Origin of the sequence: uncultured Faecalibacterium sp. (assembly GCF_900066275.1) — a bacterium.
Classification (GTDB): Bacteria; Bacillota; Clostridia; order Oscillospirales; family Ruminococcaceae; genus Faecalibacterium; species Faecalibacterium taiwanense.
Genome location: NZ_FMFG01000049.1, coordinates 1 through 15,065, shown reverse-complemented (window position 1 = coordinate 15,065; position 15,065 = coordinate 1). Strand labels below are relative to the sequence as shown.

13 protein-coding genes and 1 pseudogene are annotated in these 15,065 nt (G+C 54.5%); 11 read left to right on the top strand and 3 right to left on the bottom strand.

The window, feature by feature from the left end; translation table 11 throughout:
• Positions 1 to 961 precede the first annotated feature (961 nt).
• Both QZL71_RS12030 and QZL71_RS12025 read right to left on the bottom strand, forming a co-directional pair.
• Positions 962 to 2,071 (bottom strand): phosphotransferase enzyme family protein, encoded by a 1,110-nt coding sequence (locus QZL71_RS12030; RefSeq protein ID WP_294648936.1) that lies wholly within the window; start codon positions 2,069 to 2,071, stop codon positions 962 to 964.
• Positions 2,072 to 2,090: 19 nt separating this feature from the next.
• Entirely contained in the window at positions 2,091 to 2,957 is an 867-nt protein-coding gene (locus QZL71_RS12025; RefSeq protein ID WP_005946244.1) for a helix-turn-helix domain-containing protein, read from the bottom strand.
• A gap of 415 nt (positions 2,958 to 3,372) precedes the next feature.
• Here QZL71_RS12025 and QZL71_RS12020 point away from each other — a divergent pair, with 415 nt between their 5' ends.
• The 10 genes and pseudogenes from QZL71_RS12020 to QZL71_RS11975 all read left to right on the top strand — a co-directional run bounded on the left by QZL71_RS12020 (position 3,373) and on the right by QZL71_RS11975 (position 13,228).
• Positions 3,373 to 4,743, top strand: a complete 1,371-nt coding sequence (locus QZL71_RS12020) for a carbohydrate ABC transporter substrate-binding protein (RefSeq protein WP_294648933.1) — start codon at positions 3,373 to 3,375, stop codon at positions 4,741 to 4,743.
• A gap of 87 nt (positions 4,744 to 4,830) precedes the next feature.
• Positions 4,831 to 5,715, top strand: coding sequence for a carbohydrate ABC transporter permease (locus tag QZL71_RS12015; RefSeq protein WP_005926926.1), 885 nt, complete (start codon positions 4,831 to 4,833; stop codon positions 5,713 to 5,715).
• A gap of 12 nt (positions 5,716 to 5,727) precedes the next feature.
• The gene (locus tag QZL71_RS12010) at positions 5,728 to 6,624 is read left to right on the top strand and encodes a carbohydrate ABC transporter permease (protein WP_005946252.1); all 897 of its coding nucleotides are present in this window, start codon (positions 5,728 to 5,730) and stop codon (positions 6,622 to 6,624) included.
• Positions 6,625 to 6,635: 11 nt separating this feature from the next.
• Positions 6,636 to 6,824, top strand: a complete 189-nt coding sequence (locus tag QZL71_RS12005) for a DUF6903 family protein (protein WP_005946255.1) — start codon at positions 6,636 to 6,638, stop codon at positions 6,822 to 6,824.
• Positions 6,825 to 6,863: 39 nt separating this feature from the next.
• Entirely contained in the window at positions 6,864 to 9,023 is a 2,160-nt protein-coding gene (gene gnpA, locus QZL71_RS12000) for a 1,3-beta-galactosyl-N-acetylhexosamine phosphorylase (RefSeq protein ID WP_294648931.1), read from the top strand.
• A gap of 56 nt (positions 9,024 to 9,079) precedes the next feature.
• On the top strand, positions 9,080 to 9,328 hold the full coding sequence (locus QZL71_RS11995; RefSeq protein WP_275542714.1) for a type I restriction enzyme endonuclease domain-containing protein: 249 nt from the start codon (positions 9,080 to 9,082) through the stop codon (positions 9,326 to 9,328).
• A gap of 99 nt (positions 9,329 to 9,427) precedes the next feature.
• A complete protein-coding gene (locus tag QZL71_RS11990) occupies positions 9,428 to 9,802 on the top strand; it encodes a DUF6036 family nucleotidyltransferase (protein ID WP_294648930.1) in 375 nt (124 codons plus the stop codon).
• A complete protein-coding gene (locus QZL71_RS11985) occupies positions 9,790 to 10,326 on the top strand; it encodes a transcriptional regulator (RefSeq protein ID WP_294648935.1) in 537 nt (178 codons plus the stop codon). The genes QZL71_RS11990 and QZL71_RS11985 overlap by 13 nt, the downstream gene beginning before the upstream one ends.
• A 21-nt stretch (positions 10,327 to 10,347) precedes the next feature.
• A pseudogene (locus tag QZL71_RS11980) lies at positions 10,348 to 11,984 on the top strand (recombinase family protein).
• 224 nt (positions 11,985 to 12,208) lie between these two features.
• A complete protein-coding gene (locus QZL71_RS11975; RefSeq protein ID WP_294648928.1) occupies positions 12,209 to 13,228 on the top strand; it encodes a hypothetical protein in 1,020 nt (339 codons plus the stop codon).
• 79 nt (positions 13,229 to 13,307) lie between these two features.
• Here QZL71_RS11975 and QZL71_RS11970 read toward each other — a convergent pair whose 3' ends face one another.
• A complete protein-coding gene (locus QZL71_RS11970; protein WP_294648926.1) occupies positions 13,308 to 14,258 on the bottom strand; it encodes an RluA family pseudouridine synthase in 951 nt (316 codons plus the stop codon).
• Positions 14,259 to 14,449: 191 nt separating this feature from the next.
• Between QZL71_RS11970 and QZL71_RS11965 the strand changes: the two genes are divergently transcribed.
• Positions 14,450 to 15,065: hypothetical protein (locus QZL71_RS11965; protein ID WP_294648924.1), on the top strand; the 616-nt coding region annotated here is incomplete at its 3' end.

The following is a 15,065-nucleotide window of genomic DNA, read 5'->3' as shown; positions in this document are numbered from 1 at the left end:
GAAAACTCGCAAGAGTTTGAGAAGTGAAGTCCCGGATGGACAGGAAATTTTCAAGAATTGAAAATTTGTGGCCACGGGACGGTTCTTGCCCTCTACCGCTGCGCTCAAAACGCTTCATCAACAAATGTTTCCGAATTGTTAAGGCGCAAAAATAAGTAGAGAGTTCCGCTGCTCGTGTATGTTGATCACCGTTTGCTCCGAACGAAGTTCCTGCCCCTGTTTGTGCAGCGGCGTTGTCCGGCTCGCCCACAGAAAGTGTGAGGTCATGGCACGGTATCACGTTCAGACGGCTTATGAAGGATTCAAGGTTCGGTATGAAGAAAGCCGGGCACAGCGCGGACACTGTGTCCTGCTTCTTTCAAGCACAAGAATAACGCTTTGAGGTTGTGCTGTAAACAACCGAAAGCGAATTTCAGAGAACTGTACAACCACATAAGGTTCTATTTGTAAAAAAATACCGCCCATGCAACGCAGCGATGATTTTGTCGGGTGAATCGGCGGCAAAATGAATCGGGTGTGTTGCGGGGCGGTTGATCTTTCAGGGATAATCCACGGTGAGGCAGTGTTCAAAATGAACACGACCACATCTTGTGGATGGCTTCAAGCCAATCCACAAAAGCAGCGGGATTTGTGACAGAGAATATCACGCATTGAGCGGTGCGTCAAGATAATTTGAAAAAAATTATTGCGGCAAAGCGGTGATAGTAGGACTTATAGGAGGCCGCTTGAGCTGTTTTTTCTATTTACAGCTACAATGATAGCCATTGGGGGATTGTGATTGGTCAGGGCTGAAAAGGGCTTTCATGATTTGCTGCAGCGCATCATGTCCTCGACGCTCCCAGCGTCCTCAAAGGACGATTTGATGGGTGTGTAGGGATAAGCTGTAAAAAGAAGCATGGACGCCCCCGAAAAGGAGAGCGTCCATGCTTCTTGCTGTATCCGAATGGAGGAGATTGCGAAATCAGCGATTGTCCGGGCAGACGATTTCCAGCATCTGATCGAAAACCTCTTCCATCTGCCGCACCAGTGTGAACTGGGTGCGGGCGCGGTCGAGGTTGTGATCCGGGCGAGCAATATGGAAATAATGGTCGCCCTCCAGATAGTCAGTCAGAAAACGGATGCCGCATTCCAGCGTCATGAGCCTTGCACCCCATGCAAGGCTCTTTTTTTCTGCCCTGCGCATGGATGCCCCGGCAGTGGAGAGATACCCTTTGGCGAACACTTCGTACAGATGCAGGTCAAAATGGACTTTGCTCTGGTCAGGTTCGTCCTCGGCGCAGTCGTTGGCACCGGTGCGGATGGAATCGCCGAAGTCGTAGGCCGAAAGCCCCGGCATCACGGTGTCGAGGTCAATGACGCAGATGCCTTTTCCGGTGGCGGCGTCGATTAGGACATTGTTGATCTTGGTGTCATTGTGGGTGACGCGCAGAGGAATTTCGCCAGCTGCCAGCTGATCCAGCAGGACATGGCAGTCTTTCTCCCGCGCATGGATAAATTCGATTTCCGGCGCAATGTTCTTTGCGCGGCCCAGTGCATCGGCGGCGAGGGCTTTTTCAAAATTGGCATAGCGGTTGGGCGTGTCGTGGAAACGGGCAATTGTCTCGTGGAGGGTGGAGGCCGGGTAATCCGCCAGCTGGTTCTGGAACTTGCCCAGCGTCTCGGCCACGGTGCAGAAATCGGCTTCGCTGCCGACCTGCTGCAAACAGATGGTATCTTCTACAAAGTCGTAGGCACGCCATGCGCCGCCGTCTGCATCCAGATAGCAAGTCGACCCCGACAAAGTTGGGATGACATTCAGCGTTTCCCGTGCTGGGTCGCCGCCCTCGGCAAGAATTTTCGCCCGCAGATGCCGGGTCACGCCGCAGACATTCTCCATCAGGCCCACCGGGTTAGTAAAGGTATCTGTGTTGATGCGCTGCAAAATAAAGCGTTTGGAATGATCTTCCCGCCAGACCACAAAGGTGTCGTTGATATGCCCCTCACCATAGTGGTGAGCATCGCAGAGCACAGGTCCGCCAAAATCAAAGGCATTTGCAGCAGACTGGAGCAAAGAAAGGGTAACGGATTTCATCATAAATTCCTCGTTTTCGTTATACTTCATGCCGTTTTGTCGGGGCGGGGCGTTTTCCCTGCCGCGTCTGACGGCGGTATTCGTTGGGGGTCATGCCCTCCGCCTTGCGGAAGCACTGGGAGAAATAGCTGGGGGAGGAAAAGCCCATCAGCTCGCTGATCTGCGCCAGACTGTAGCTGGTGTTGCCTAGCATATGCTTGCTCTCCTCAATGCGGCGGCGGTTCAGGTAAGTAATGGGGGAAATGCCGTACTCCCGCTGGAAGGTGTGGGCCAGATAGTATTTGTTCAGGTGGGCAAGCTCTGCCAGCAGGTCCAGCGAGATATCCTCGCGGTAGTTGGTGTCCAGATACCGCTTGATCTCGGCGCACTCCCGGTTCTCGGTCGGGGCAGCCTCCTCCAGCTGCAGCGAAATGGTGGTGCAGCGCACTAGCCAGATCAGCAGTACCTCCAGCAGGTCCTGACAAACGGTCTCGCAGCCGTCTAAGCTGCGGTCGGCCTCGGCCAGCAGCATGTGCAGCAACGTGACCATCCGCTCCCGGTTCTCCCGGCAATTGAAGATGGCGTAGTTCGTATCCGCCTTGCTGAACAAAAACTCCATGCTGGCAACGCCCAGCACGATATACTCCAAGGGCGAGGCGTTCAGGCTAAGCTCGGTATGCTCCACCTGCGGGTTCACAATGACCATATCGTCCGGCTTTACCGGGAACAGCTGCCCGGCAAGGTAGAACTGTCCCTCGCCGCTGAGGCAGTAGAACAGCTCCGTGCAGGAGTGGGTGTGGGTGGTACTGTTCCAATCGCCGCCAAATTTGCTTTTGCTGATGTACAGTAGCCGGAAGGATTCCCGCGGAGCGGGCGCGTGGCGGATATCAAAGCGCTGGGTACTCATAGATGATCGGCTCCTTCGGGAAACGCAAATTTTCTAAAAATAAACGCAATATTCTAAAAACATTATCAAAAAATGGTGCGTTGTTTCGTGCACTTTACCCTCATTATAGAGGGAACATACAAAAAAAGCAAGCCCTGATTTTAGGCTAATTTTTATATTTTTGTTTCTCAAGTCCCTTCGAAATATGTCAAAATAGTTACAGGCTGGGGATTATGCTGAAACTTTTAAAAGATTTTTAGCACTTTTGCTGGAAGAATTTTTTAGAAAGCAACATCTATAAAAAATGAAACAACAAACCTCTTGAGCAAGGAAGCGAAAGAATTTATATTGGAGGCAGAAAAACACACAGTCCTTCGGGCAAAGCCTGTTTGCCCGGCTGTGTTTGAACGGAACAAAATGATGGAGGCAACACAGTATGAATCGTATTTCTCGTCGTAATTTCCTGAAGGCGGCCGGCGTTGGCGCCGCTGCACTGGGTCTGGCTGCCTGCGGCGGCTCTTCCAGCTCCACCGCGTCCAGCACGGCATCTTCTGCCGCTACTTCTTCCGCAGTGGCTGCGGACGTCACCATCAAGGTAGCCGCCATCGAGACCGGCTACGGCGCTGATATGTGGAAGAAGGTCGCCGAGGCCTTTACCGCACAGACCGGCATCAAGGTGGACCTGACCACCGACAAAAAGCTGGAGGACGTCATCGGCCCCTCCATGCAGGGCGGCGACTACCCCGACGTGGTCCATCTGGCCACCGGCCGTGAAGCTGCCCTGACCGAGCAGTTCATCAAGGGCAACCTGATCGCCGACATCACCGATGTGCTGAGCATGACCGTGCCCGGCGAGAGCAAGAAGGTGAGCGAGAAGATCGCCGGCGGCTTTACCGACACCTCCCTGACCAACCCCTACGGCGACGGCAAAACCTATCTGGCTCCCATGTTCTACAGCCCCTGCGGCCTGTTCTACAACGCCGGTTTCCTGAAGGAAAAGGGCTGGGACGTGCCCAAGACCTGGGACGAGATGTGGGCACTGGGCGACAAGGCTGCCGCTGAGGGCACCTACCTGTTCACCTACCCCACCACCGGCTACTTCGACGCCTTCTTCTATGCGCTGATGTACGCTGCCGGCGGCCCGGAGTTCTTCAACAAGGCCACCCACTACACCGAGGGCATCTGGGACACCCCCGAGGCAAAGACCTGCTTTGATATCGTGGCAAAGCTGGCTTCCTACACCAACCCCATCACCCCCGCACAGGCCAACGATCAGGACTTTACCCAGAACCAGCAGCTGGTGCTGGACAACAAGGCTTTGTTCATGCCCAACGGCACCTGGATCGTGGGCGAGATGGCCGAGGCTCCCCGTGCAGACGGCTTTGAGTGGGGCATGACCGCCCTGCCTGCTGTCAAGGCCGGCGGCGATGGTTACAGCTACACCTGGTTCGAGCAGGCATGGATCCCCGCCGGTGCCGAGCATCAGGATGCCGCCAAGCAGTTCGTGGCTTACCTGTACAGCGATGAAGCCTGCAAGCTGTTTGCCGAGAGCGGCGCTATCCAGCCTGTGCTGGGCATCGCCGACAGTCTGGAAGGCGACAACAAGATGTTCTACTCCATCTACGACAACGGCGCAAAGGCCGCCATGGGCAACTTTGCAGCCTTCAGTGCCATCCCCGGCGTGGAAGTGCGCACCGTGTTCTTCGACCCTGTTAACTCTCTGGTGTCCGGCAGCATGACCGAGCAGCAGTGGATCGACGGCATCAAGTCCGCCAGCGACCAGATGCGCGCCAACATCATCGAGTAATTAAGCCCTGCCCAGCGGGGGCGGTTTTTACCGCCTCCGCTTTTTTGGGCTGTACAGTACCATCAAGAAAGGAGCGGTCAATCCCCTATGAGAACGGATAAAAGCCGCAAACGGTTCGTATTCCTCTGTGTGGCACCGGCTACCATCCTGTTTTTCCTCTTTATGATCCTGCCCACCCTCAACGTGTTCCGCATGAGTTTGTATGAGCGGGGTGCCTATTCTCCCAACGAGACCTTTGTGGGGCTTAAAAACTTCCAGCATCTGCTGCGGGACGCCCAGTTCATCCGCTCCATGCAGAATATGATCCTGCTGGTGGTAACGGTCACCCTGATCACCTTCGCCTTTGCACTGGTATTTGCCGCCATCCTCACCCGGGAGAAGATCAAAGGACAGAACTTTTTCCGCATCATCTTCTATATCCCCAACATCCTGTCGGTGGTCGTCATCTCCGGCATCTTCTCTGCCATCTATAAGCCGGAAAACGGCATGCTGAACAGCATCATCGGTCTGTTCCGCAACATGAGCGACCCCATTTTGTGGAAGGGTGAAAAGCTGGTCATTCCCTCCATCATCATTGCCATGGTGTGGCAGGCCATCGGCTACTACATGGTCATGTATATGGCCTCCATGTCTGCCGTGCCCATCAGCCTGTACGAGAGCGCCAATCTGGACGGTGCCGGGCGGCTGACCCAGTTCTTCCAGATCACCATCCCCCTCATCTGGACGAATATCCGCACCACTTTGACCTTCTTCATCATCTCCACCATCAACATGGCCTTCCTCTTCGTCAAGGCCATGACAAGCGGCGGCCCCAACGGCGCATCGGATGTGGCGCTAAGCTATATGTACAGCCAGAAGGACGCCGGTCTTTACGGTTACAGCATGGCCATCGGCGTGGTAATCTTCCTGTTCTCGTTTGCCCTGTCCGCCTGTGTCAACAAGGTCACCAACCGCGATACGCTGGAATTTTAAGGAGGGAAGAAGATGCAGAATACCACCGAAAAATCTTCCCGCTCTGCGGAAGGTCTGTACAAGTTTTTCATCTATTTTGTGCTGGTTCTGCTGGCCGTTACCATCATCGTGCCGGTGGCATGGGTGTTCATGGCCTCCATCAAGCAGAATGCAGAGTTCTACGGCAACCCGTGGGCACTGCCCGCCGGGTTCTACTGGCAGAACTTTGTCAACGCATGGAACGGCGCGAAAATGGGCGAATATATGCTCAACTCGGTCATCGTCACCGCGCTGGCGCTGGCGCTGCTGCTGGTCGTTGCCCTGCCCGCCGCCTACTGCCTGTCCCGCTTTCACTTCAAGGGGTGCAAGGTGCTGAACACCCTGTTCATGGCGGGCTTGTTCATCAACGTGAACTACATCGTGGTGCCCATCTTCCTGATGCTGCGGGACGGCGATGTGTGGCTGAAAAGCCATTTTGGTAGCGGCTTTCTGCTGAACAATCTGGTGGTGCTGGCGGTGGTATACGCCGCCACCGCGCTGCCCTTTACCATCTACCTGCTGTCGGGCTACTTTGCCACCCTGCCCCACGATTTTGAGGAGGCCGCCTATATCGACGGTGCAAGCTATTTTTCCACCATGACCCGCATCATCTTCCCCATGGCAAAGCCCTCCATCATCACCATTATCCTGTTCAACTTCCTGTCCTTCTGGAACGAGTATATCATCTCCATGACCCTGATGAGCTCCACCAAGGCACCCCGCACCCTGCCGGTCGGTCTTTTGAACCTGATGCAGGCGCAGCAGAGCGCCGCCCAGTACGGCACGATGTATGCAGGTCTTGTGCTGGTAATGCTGCCCACCCTGATTTTGTACATCTGCGTGCAGCGGCAGCTGACGCAGGGCATGACCGTGGGCGGCCTGAAAGGTTAAGGTGACAAACGATGAAAGCATACTGGAAAAACCATCCCGCCCTGCGCATGGTCCTGATGCTGGTGCTGTTCGTGCTGGCACTGGTGCTGGTGGTGTCCGGCTGGAAAATGACCGGACAGCTGGCAGGGCTTGGCATCATGCTGGTGGGCGTAGCGCTGCTGCTGGCTGTGCTGGCGCTGTATAACGCCGCCTACGATTGATCCCCTACGATTCAAAGAGAGGCAAAAGGAGAGTTTCCCATGGATGAAATAAGAAAGACCGGGCGCGTGACCATTCCCACAGACTTGGACGTTGTGCCCGAAACGCTGGAGATCTTAAAAAAGTGGGGTGCCGATGCCATCCGCGACTGCGACGGCACCGACTTTCCGCAGCAGCTCAAGGATGCGGACGCCAAGATCTACTCCACCTACTATACCACCCGCAAGGACAACGCATGGGCAAAGGCAAACCCGGACGAGGTACAGCAGTGCTACATCATGACCGGCTTTTACACCGCCCCCGGCGACACCGTGACCATCCCGCTGATGAAGGGCATCAGCCCGGAGCTGATGCAGGTGAACACCAACGACGACATCACCCGCTGGTGGGAGGTCATGGATCGAACCACCGGTCAGCCCGTGCCGCCGGAGCAGTGGAGCTACGCCGACGGCAGTGTGACCGTACAGGCCGTACCGTTCCATGAGTATACCGTCAGTTTTCTGGCTTACCTCATCTGGGACCCGGTGCATATGTACAACGCTACCACCAACGGCTGGACGAATTTTGAGCACCAGATCACCTTTGACGTGCGTCAGCCCAAGACCCACAAGTATTCCATGGAGCGTCTGCGCAAGTTCATTGCAGAGCACCCCTATGTTAACGTCATCCGCTACACCACCTTCTTCCACCAGTTCACCCTGATCTTCGACGAGCTGAAGCGGGAGAAGTTCGTGGACTGGTATGGATACTCTGCTTCGGTCAGCCCTTATATCCTCAACCAGTTTGAGCAGGAAGTGGGCTACAAGTTCCGCCCGGAGTACATCATCGATCAGGGCTACTACAACAACCAGTATCGGGTGCCCAGCAAGGAATTTCGGGATTTTCAGGCCTTCCAGCGCCGCGAGGTGGCAAAGCTTGCCAAGGAGATGGTGGATATCACCCACGCGTGCGGGTGCGAAGCCATGATGTTCCTCGGCGATCACTGGATCGGCACCGAACCTTTCATGCCGGAGTTCAAAACCATCGGACTGGATGCCGTAGTGGGCAGCGTGGGCAACGGCTCCACCCTGCGCCTGATCTCTGACATTGAGGGCGTGAAGTACACCGAGGGCCGTTTCCTGCCCTACTTCTTCCCCGACACCTTCCACGAGGGTGGCGACCCGGTGCGGGAAGCCAAGGAGAACTGGGTTACAGCCCGCCGCGCTATCCTGCGCAAGCCCATCGACCGCATCGGCTATGGCGGCTATCTGAAACTGGCCTTGCAGTTCCCGGAGTTCGTGGACTACGTGGAGAGCGTCTGCAACGAGTTCCGCGAACTGTACGAGAACATCAAGGGCACCACACCCTACTGTGTCAAGCGAGTGGCCGTGCTGAACTGTTGGGGTAAAATGCGGGCTTGGGGCTGTCACATGGTGCATCACGCCCTCTATTACAAGCAGAACTACAGCTATGCCGGTGTCATTGAGATGCTGTCCGGTGCGCCCTTTGACGTGAAGTTTATCAGCTTTGAGGATATCAAGAACGACCCGCATCTGCTGGATTCGTTGGAGGTCATTATCAATGTCGGCGATGCCGACACCGCACACACCGGCGGTATCTGGTGGGAAGACCCGGAGATCTCCTCCGCTATCCGCAAGTTCGTCTGGAACGGCGGCGGCTTTATCGGCGTGGGCGAGCCCTCCGGTCACCCGTATCAGGGGCACATTTTCCAGCTTGCCACTGTGTTGGGCGTGGAGGAGGAAAACGGCTTCACCCTGAACTACGACAAATACAATTGGGAGGAGCACCCCGACCACTTTATCCTGCAGGACGCCGACCAACCCGTGGACTTTGGCGAGGGCAAGAGGAATATTTATGCGCTGGAAGGCACCGAAGTGCTGGTGCAGCGAAACAAAGAAGTGCAGATGGCGGCACACGACTTCGGCAAGGGTCGTGCCGTGTACATCAGCGGTGTGCCTTACAGTTTTGCCAACAGCCGCACCCTTTACCGCGCTATCCTGTGGAGTGCCCACAGCGAGGAGGAACTGCATACATGGTTCAGCTCCAATTATAATGTAGAAGTTCACGCCTACGTCAAGAACGGCAAGTATTGTGTGGTGAACAATACGTACGAGCCGCAGGACACCACCGTTTACACCACAGACGGCAGCAGCTTTGCTCTGCATCTGGATGCCAACGAGATCAAGTGGTATGAGATCTAAGTTCTCCTTTTCATAAACGAACACAACGGGCAGCTCTGTTACCAGAGCCGCCCGTTGTGTTTGCTGTATCTGCCGATAACTCAACCTGTGTCAATCGAACGCTGCAATGGAGATGGCTGGAAACGCAGAAATTCAGTAATGCGAGCGTAATAGACCTGCAGAAAAAAGAAACTGCCCGTGCGAGTATGCGTAAGATGGTGAAGCACTTGCTGAAAAAATATAAGTATCCACCGGAAGATTATGATACGGCAATCAGCACGGTCATTAGCCAGTGTGAGATGTGGACTGACAACATGATAGTATGAATTGTATGAAATGTCGTTGATTTGTGCTTGACAATCGGATTCGTTTTCTATAAAATAATTTTAGAAAATACTATTATTGAAAATAAGAAAGGCTATTTTATGGGAAAGATGATCTTAGATGACCTCCGCAAGCGTCTGGAACGTCTGGACGAAGACGCAGACCTGATGATCGACAATTTCCCGTATAACTTCCAAGACCGGCTGCAGCCACTACCCTTCGATGGCACAAAGGTTCAGTTCTACACACCCAGTCTGGAGGACTTTGTGATTGCAAAGCTGTGCTCTTTCCGGGACACCGACAAGGCAGACGTAGAGAGCGAGGCTGTGCGGAATTCGTTGGATTGGGATTTGCTGGAACACCTTGCAACGGATGAGGATGAGTTGAGAGCCAGCATCTTGAACGACTGGCGATATCGGGATTTTTATATCCGCTATCAGGCGTATGTGGAGAGGTGGAGACCATGCGAAAACTGACATTTGAAGGTTTCTTGAAGCAGTATGTGGCAGAGCTTGCCGGGGTGCAGACGGCAAGCGTCCATAAGCTGGCAGATCGTATGGCTGAAAATCCCCGCCTGAAAGAACCGCTGTTTCTCTATGCGCTGGCCTTTAATAAAGTAGAACTGCTGCTCCGCTACACCGCAAACAGCACGATTGCTGCGGAATATGAGCAGCTTTCCAATCGCTACTCGCTGGCGCAAATGCTTCTACTTCTGGAAAAACAGTCACCTGAACTGCCAGAAGGCTATCGGAAAGTCTGGCGCAGCTATTGTTCGGTGCGGGATGCCGTCCTTGCAGACAATGACACAAAAGAGTTGATCCATCGCCGGGTATTGGAACTTCAGCAAGAAAAGAAATTGACGAATTATCGTATCTACACAGACTTGAGGCTGAATCCGGGCAATGTGAATGCATGGCTCAAACACAACGATTCCAGCAAAATGAGCCTTGACTGTGCACGGCAGATCTACAAGTATGCAAAAAGCTACCCGTCTGTTTGATAAGAAAAAGGAAGTGAGCCTATGACCGCCGTAATCTATGCCCGCTATTCATCGGATAACCAGCGTGAAGAATCCATTGAAGGCCAGATTCGGGAATGCACGGCTTATGCGGAAAAGAACGGCATCACGGTCATCAAGCACTACATTGACCGTGCATTCTCTGCCAAAACGGACAATCGCCCGGAATTCCAGCAGATGATCAAAGACAGCGGCAAAAAGCTGTTTGATGTTGTTCTCGTCTGGAAATTTGACCGCTTTGCCCGGAATCGTTTTAATAGTGCAAACTACAAGATGATCCTGAAAAAGAACGGTGTCCATCTGATCTCCGTTATGGAACCCATTGCCGAGGGCTCACAGGGCATTCTGGTGGAAACCCTTCTGGAAGGTATGGCAGAATATTATTCCGCAGAGCTGTCCGAAAAGGTGATTCGTGGCCAGACCGAGAACGCTCTGAAAGGGAAGTGCACCGGCGGTACAGGAACCATCGGCTATAAAATCGACGAGGAAAAGTTTTATCATCTTGACCCGTTGACCGCTCCGTTGGTACTGGAAGCCTTTCAGCGGTATGACAACGGCGATAAGATGGTAGAGATCGTAAACTTCCTCAACGACAAGGGTGTCCGCAATATGCTGGCGGCAAAATGACCCACAGCAGCGTGAACACCATGCTCAAGAACCGCCGGTACATTGGCGAACTGTCTTTCCGGGATATCGTTGTGCCGGATGCAATTCCGGTTATTGTTCCGAAAGACCTGTTTGACCGGGTGCAGAAGCGTCTGGATAAGAACAAGCGTGCCCCTGCCTGTGGCAAGGCAGACGAGGAATATCTGCTGACCACCAAGCTGTTCTGCGGCAAATGCGGTGCGCTGATGTTTGGCGAAAGCGGAACTAGTGCCACTGGACGTACCTACTATTATTATAAATGCGCCAACGTCAAGCGGCGCAAGGGCTGCAACAAAAAGACCGTGCAGAAGGACTGGCTGGAAGATCTAGTCGTCCGGGAGACCATGAAGCTGATTCAGGACGATGCGGTGATCGACAAAATCGTTCAACTGGTCATGGATGTCCAGAATCAGGAAAACACCACGATCCCGCTGCTGGAAAAGCAACTGCGAGAGGTCAACAAAAAGCTGGACAACCTGATGAAGGCGATCGAGGACGGCTTGTACACTCGGACAACGAAAGAGCGGCTGGAAGCGCTGGAAATCCAGAAAGATGAGCTGACTGTAAAAATCGCAGATGAAAAATTGAAGAAGCCCAGCTTCAATGAGGATTTCATCCGATTCTGGCTGATGAAATTCAGAAAGTTCGATATTTCGCAGAAAAAGCAGCGGAAAGCGCTGATCGAGATTTTTATAAATGCCATTTTCCTGTACGATGACCGGATGCTAATCACGTTCAACTACAAGGATGGCACCCAAACCGTCCGATTTGAGGACACTTTGACCGCTGATTGCGGAGAAAAAAGTTTGCGTTTGCGAAGCAACGAAAGCCCCAGTGGGGCTTTTGAGCAACAGAACGGTCTTGCGCAAGCAAGATGGAGGGGCCTTGCCCCGACAAGTTCGGATTTGTCCAGCTCTGCTGGACCAAAAGCTCCACAGACGAATTTGTTCGTCTGTGGAGCTTTTTTGTTTGCCCACAGCGTGGTCAGAAAATGAAAAAAGAATGCAAAATATGGTGCGCTTGAAAAATGTCAGGACGGGATTTTTGTAAAAAATGTAGAATATCTTGCCGGAAACTGTGCATTCTCTCCAACAAAAACTGCCCAAACGTGTTGATATTGAGAAAAAAGCTTCACAAACGTTTACAAAAGGGTAACAGGTTGGTATACTTTATGGTGGTAAACATAACAAGCCATGGAAGCTGAAAGGAGAACCTACCCGTGAATACTGCTGCACCGTCCCGTAAAAAACTGCTGAGCCTTGTGCTGACACTGGTGTTTATGCTCACCTGCCTGCCGGCGGCCTTGGCGGTTGATCTGAACGTGGACGCAGGCTTCTACTTCAAGCAGAGCCGCGGCGGCACCTGCACACTGGCATCCGCAGCCATGATGCTGCGCCGCCGTGCCTATTTTGACGGCCTGACCGACTGGTCCACTGTGACCGAGAACAGTGTCCGTTCCACAGCATGGTCCAACGGGCTTTCCCACAGCTTTACATATAAGGAGATGCAGGTGGGCTACGGCACACTGCCCTCTCGCAAACAGGAAAAAGTGCAGACCCTGATCACCCTGCTTTCGCAGCACCCGGAGGGCATCGTGCTGTATGACCGCAGCCAGCCCCATGCAGTGCTGCTCACCGACTACACCAACGGCAACTTCTATTGCTCCGATCCGGCAGGCAACATCTCTTCCGGACGCATCCCGCTGGAAAACTCCAGCGTTTCGGTCAATAGGTCCTCCTGCTACTGGTATGTGGCATCAGATCACAACTTCATTGCTGCAGAGGCTGACGGCCTGCGTCTGGAAGGCATGAGCTACCCCATCAATGTCCGTGCGGGCAAGGGCATGGCGCTGACCGGCACTGCAAATGCTGCGCTGGGCACCACCCTGACCAATGTGCAGGTGGCAGTGCTGGACGAGAACGACCAGACGGTGTTCACTGCACAGGCAGCACCCAATACGGCGATCTTCTCCTTCAAGTCGCTGGACAGCTCCATCCGCTTTGGTGAACTGCCCGCAGGCAATTACACCTACATGGTGGTCGTGACCGATTCTCAGGGCGATAACCTCTGCTTTACCAGTGACTTCACGGTTTCGGATGGCTCGGCAAGCAGCGGCGTTTACTGGTCGGTGAAGGATACCGAGGGCACCAAGCTGCTGGACAGCATTCAGGAAGTTCAGGATGCCTTTGCAAATGCAACTGAGTCCACTCTGGGCTGGTTTGGCGGTCTATTCCAGTAAAATCATAAACGACAAAAAAGAAGTCCCGGAATACACTTCCGGGACTTCTTTTTTTGCTGTAATTTGTTGTAAAAAAAGCTTATTTCAGGGTTCCGTCCAGTACCTGACTGTAATACCAGGGCTTTGGTGCGCGGAAGGTCTTGCCGCTGAGGAACTCGAAATCCGGCTGGTTGAAGTGGGGCATGGTGAGTTCCCATGCGCACAGGGCCTGATACTTGAGCTTCAGCTCGCGGTTGGCGGTGTTGTTGCCGTATTTGCTGTCGCCCAGAATGGGACAGCCGATGCTGGCCATGTGGGCGCGGATCTGATGGGTGCGGCCGGTGATCAGCTGCACCTTCAGCAGGGCCAGACGGCCGGAGACGGCGATGGTCTCGTACCGGGTCTCCACGTCCCTGGCACCGGGCTGCTTGTCCTCCACGATCTTCACGATGCCGCGGTCCGCGTCCTTGAGCAGATAGCCGCCCAGAGTGGCATCCGGCGGCATCGGACGGCCGAAGGTGACGCAGAGGTAGGTCTTTTTCACTTCGCGGTTCTTGATGGCTGCAAGGAACAGCTCTTCGGCCTCCGGGGTCTTGGCAACGATGACAAGGCCGCTGGTGCCGGTGTCCAGCCGGTGGCACAGCGCCGGGGTGTACAGGTCGTTCTCCTTGTACTCGCCCTGCTGGTTCAGGTAGAGCAGGGTGCGGTTCAGCAGGGTGTCGTCCTCCGGACCATCCACGGCAAGACCGGCGGGCTTGTTCACAATGACGATCTGCGGGCAGTCGTAGACCACCTGTGCCGGGCCGCGGGCGTTCTTCCACGCCGGGCCGTCCACACGCCTGTCCGCATCCAGAACTTCATCCAGAATGAACAGCTTGATCTCATCACCGGCCATCACGCGGGTGGAAAGCGGCTGCTTTTTGCCGTTCAGCTTGATCTTGTTCTCCCGCAGGGCCTTGTTCAGGCGGCCCGGGTTCAGTGCCGGGTACTGCTGCATCAGGTAGTTGTCCAGCCGGGTGGGGGCAAGACATTTTACTTTTAAAATTTTCACGGGAAATTCCTCTCTATCTTAAAATCAGTTGCAATAGAATGGGTTCTTGATTCGTTTTTATTGTAGCGGAACAAAAACCGCGCGTCAAGCGCAGAGAAAAGGAAATGTTGACTTTTCCGCGCGGGTGACGTATGATACCGAGACAGGTGCGGAAAACACCGCCCCGACAACAACAGAAGAAGGTATAGAATATGAAACTGAATAAAAAGGTGCTGGCCGTTACGGCCATTCTGGCAGTGGGCATTCTGGCAGGTTGCGGCAGCAGCAACAGCACCGCAGGCAGCGCGGCAAGCGCACCGGCTTCCGGCGTGGAAAGCAGTGCGGCTTCGTCCGAAGCAGCCGGTGAGATGGGCGATGTGCTGCCCATCGACGCCGGGGATCTGAACGAGATCAAGACGGGTTCCTACAAGTTTGCAGCCAGCATCACCAAGGTGGCCGACGGCCAGGCGACCCTGAGCGTATACGGCTACGACAGCTACCTGCCCGAGGACATCAACGCCTTGCAGGAGGGCAGCGTGCTTCGGATCCACGACCAGGGCGACACCACCGTGACCAAGCTGACTGTGACCAGCATCGACAGGGATGCCGACAACGGCTATGTGACCATCAACGGCGGCATCGAAGCGGGCGGCGTGGAGCTGACGCTGGACCACGATGTGTACCGCACCGTGACCTTTGACGATTACCCCGTCTACTATGAGATGGGCGAGGTGACCCTGCCTCTGGCCGGGGGCGTGACCCTGAGCGACAGCTCGGCCGACCCGCAGGCTTCCGCCGTGGAGACGGACGGCGCCGATGCCGTGGCCG

Excerpts from the sequence above, each read along its gene's own strand:
- QZL71_RS12030 (WP_294648936.1), bottom strand. The coding sequence starts at position 2,071 with ATGAAATCCGTTACCCTTTCTTTGCTCCAGTCTGCTGCAAATGCCTTT.
- QZL71_RS12025 (WP_005946244.1), bottom strand. The coding sequence starts at position 2,957 with ATGAGTACCCAGCGCTTTGATATCCGCCACGCGCCCGCTCCGCGGGAA.
- QZL71_RS12020 (WP_294648933.1), top strand. The coding sequence starts at position 3,373 with ATGAATCGTATTTCTCGTCGTAATTTCCTGAAGGCGGCCGGCGTTGGC.
- QZL71_RS12015 (WP_005926926.1), top strand. The coding sequence starts at position 4,831 with ATGAGAACGGATAAAAGCCGCAAACGGTTCGTATTCCTCTGTGTGGCA.
- QZL71_RS12010 (WP_005946252.1), top strand. The coding sequence starts at position 5,728 with ATGCAGAATACCACCGAAAAATCTTCCCGCTCTGCGGAAGGTCTGTAC.
- QZL71_RS12005 (WP_005946255.1), top strand. The coding sequence starts at position 6,636 with ATGAAAGCATACTGGAAAAACCATCCCGCCCTGCGCATGGTCCTGATG.
- gnpA (WP_294648931.1), top strand. The coding sequence starts at position 6,864 with ATGGATGAAATAAGAAAGACCGGGCGCGTGACCATTCCCACAGACTTG.
- QZL71_RS11990 (WP_294648930.1), top strand. The coding sequence starts at position 9,428 with ATGGGAAAGATGATCTTAGATGACCTCCGCAAGCGTCTGGAACGTCTG.
- QZL71_RS11985 (WP_294648935.1), top strand. The coding sequence starts at position 9,790 with ATGCGAAAACTGACATTTGAAGGTTTCTTGAAGCAGTATGTGGCAGAG.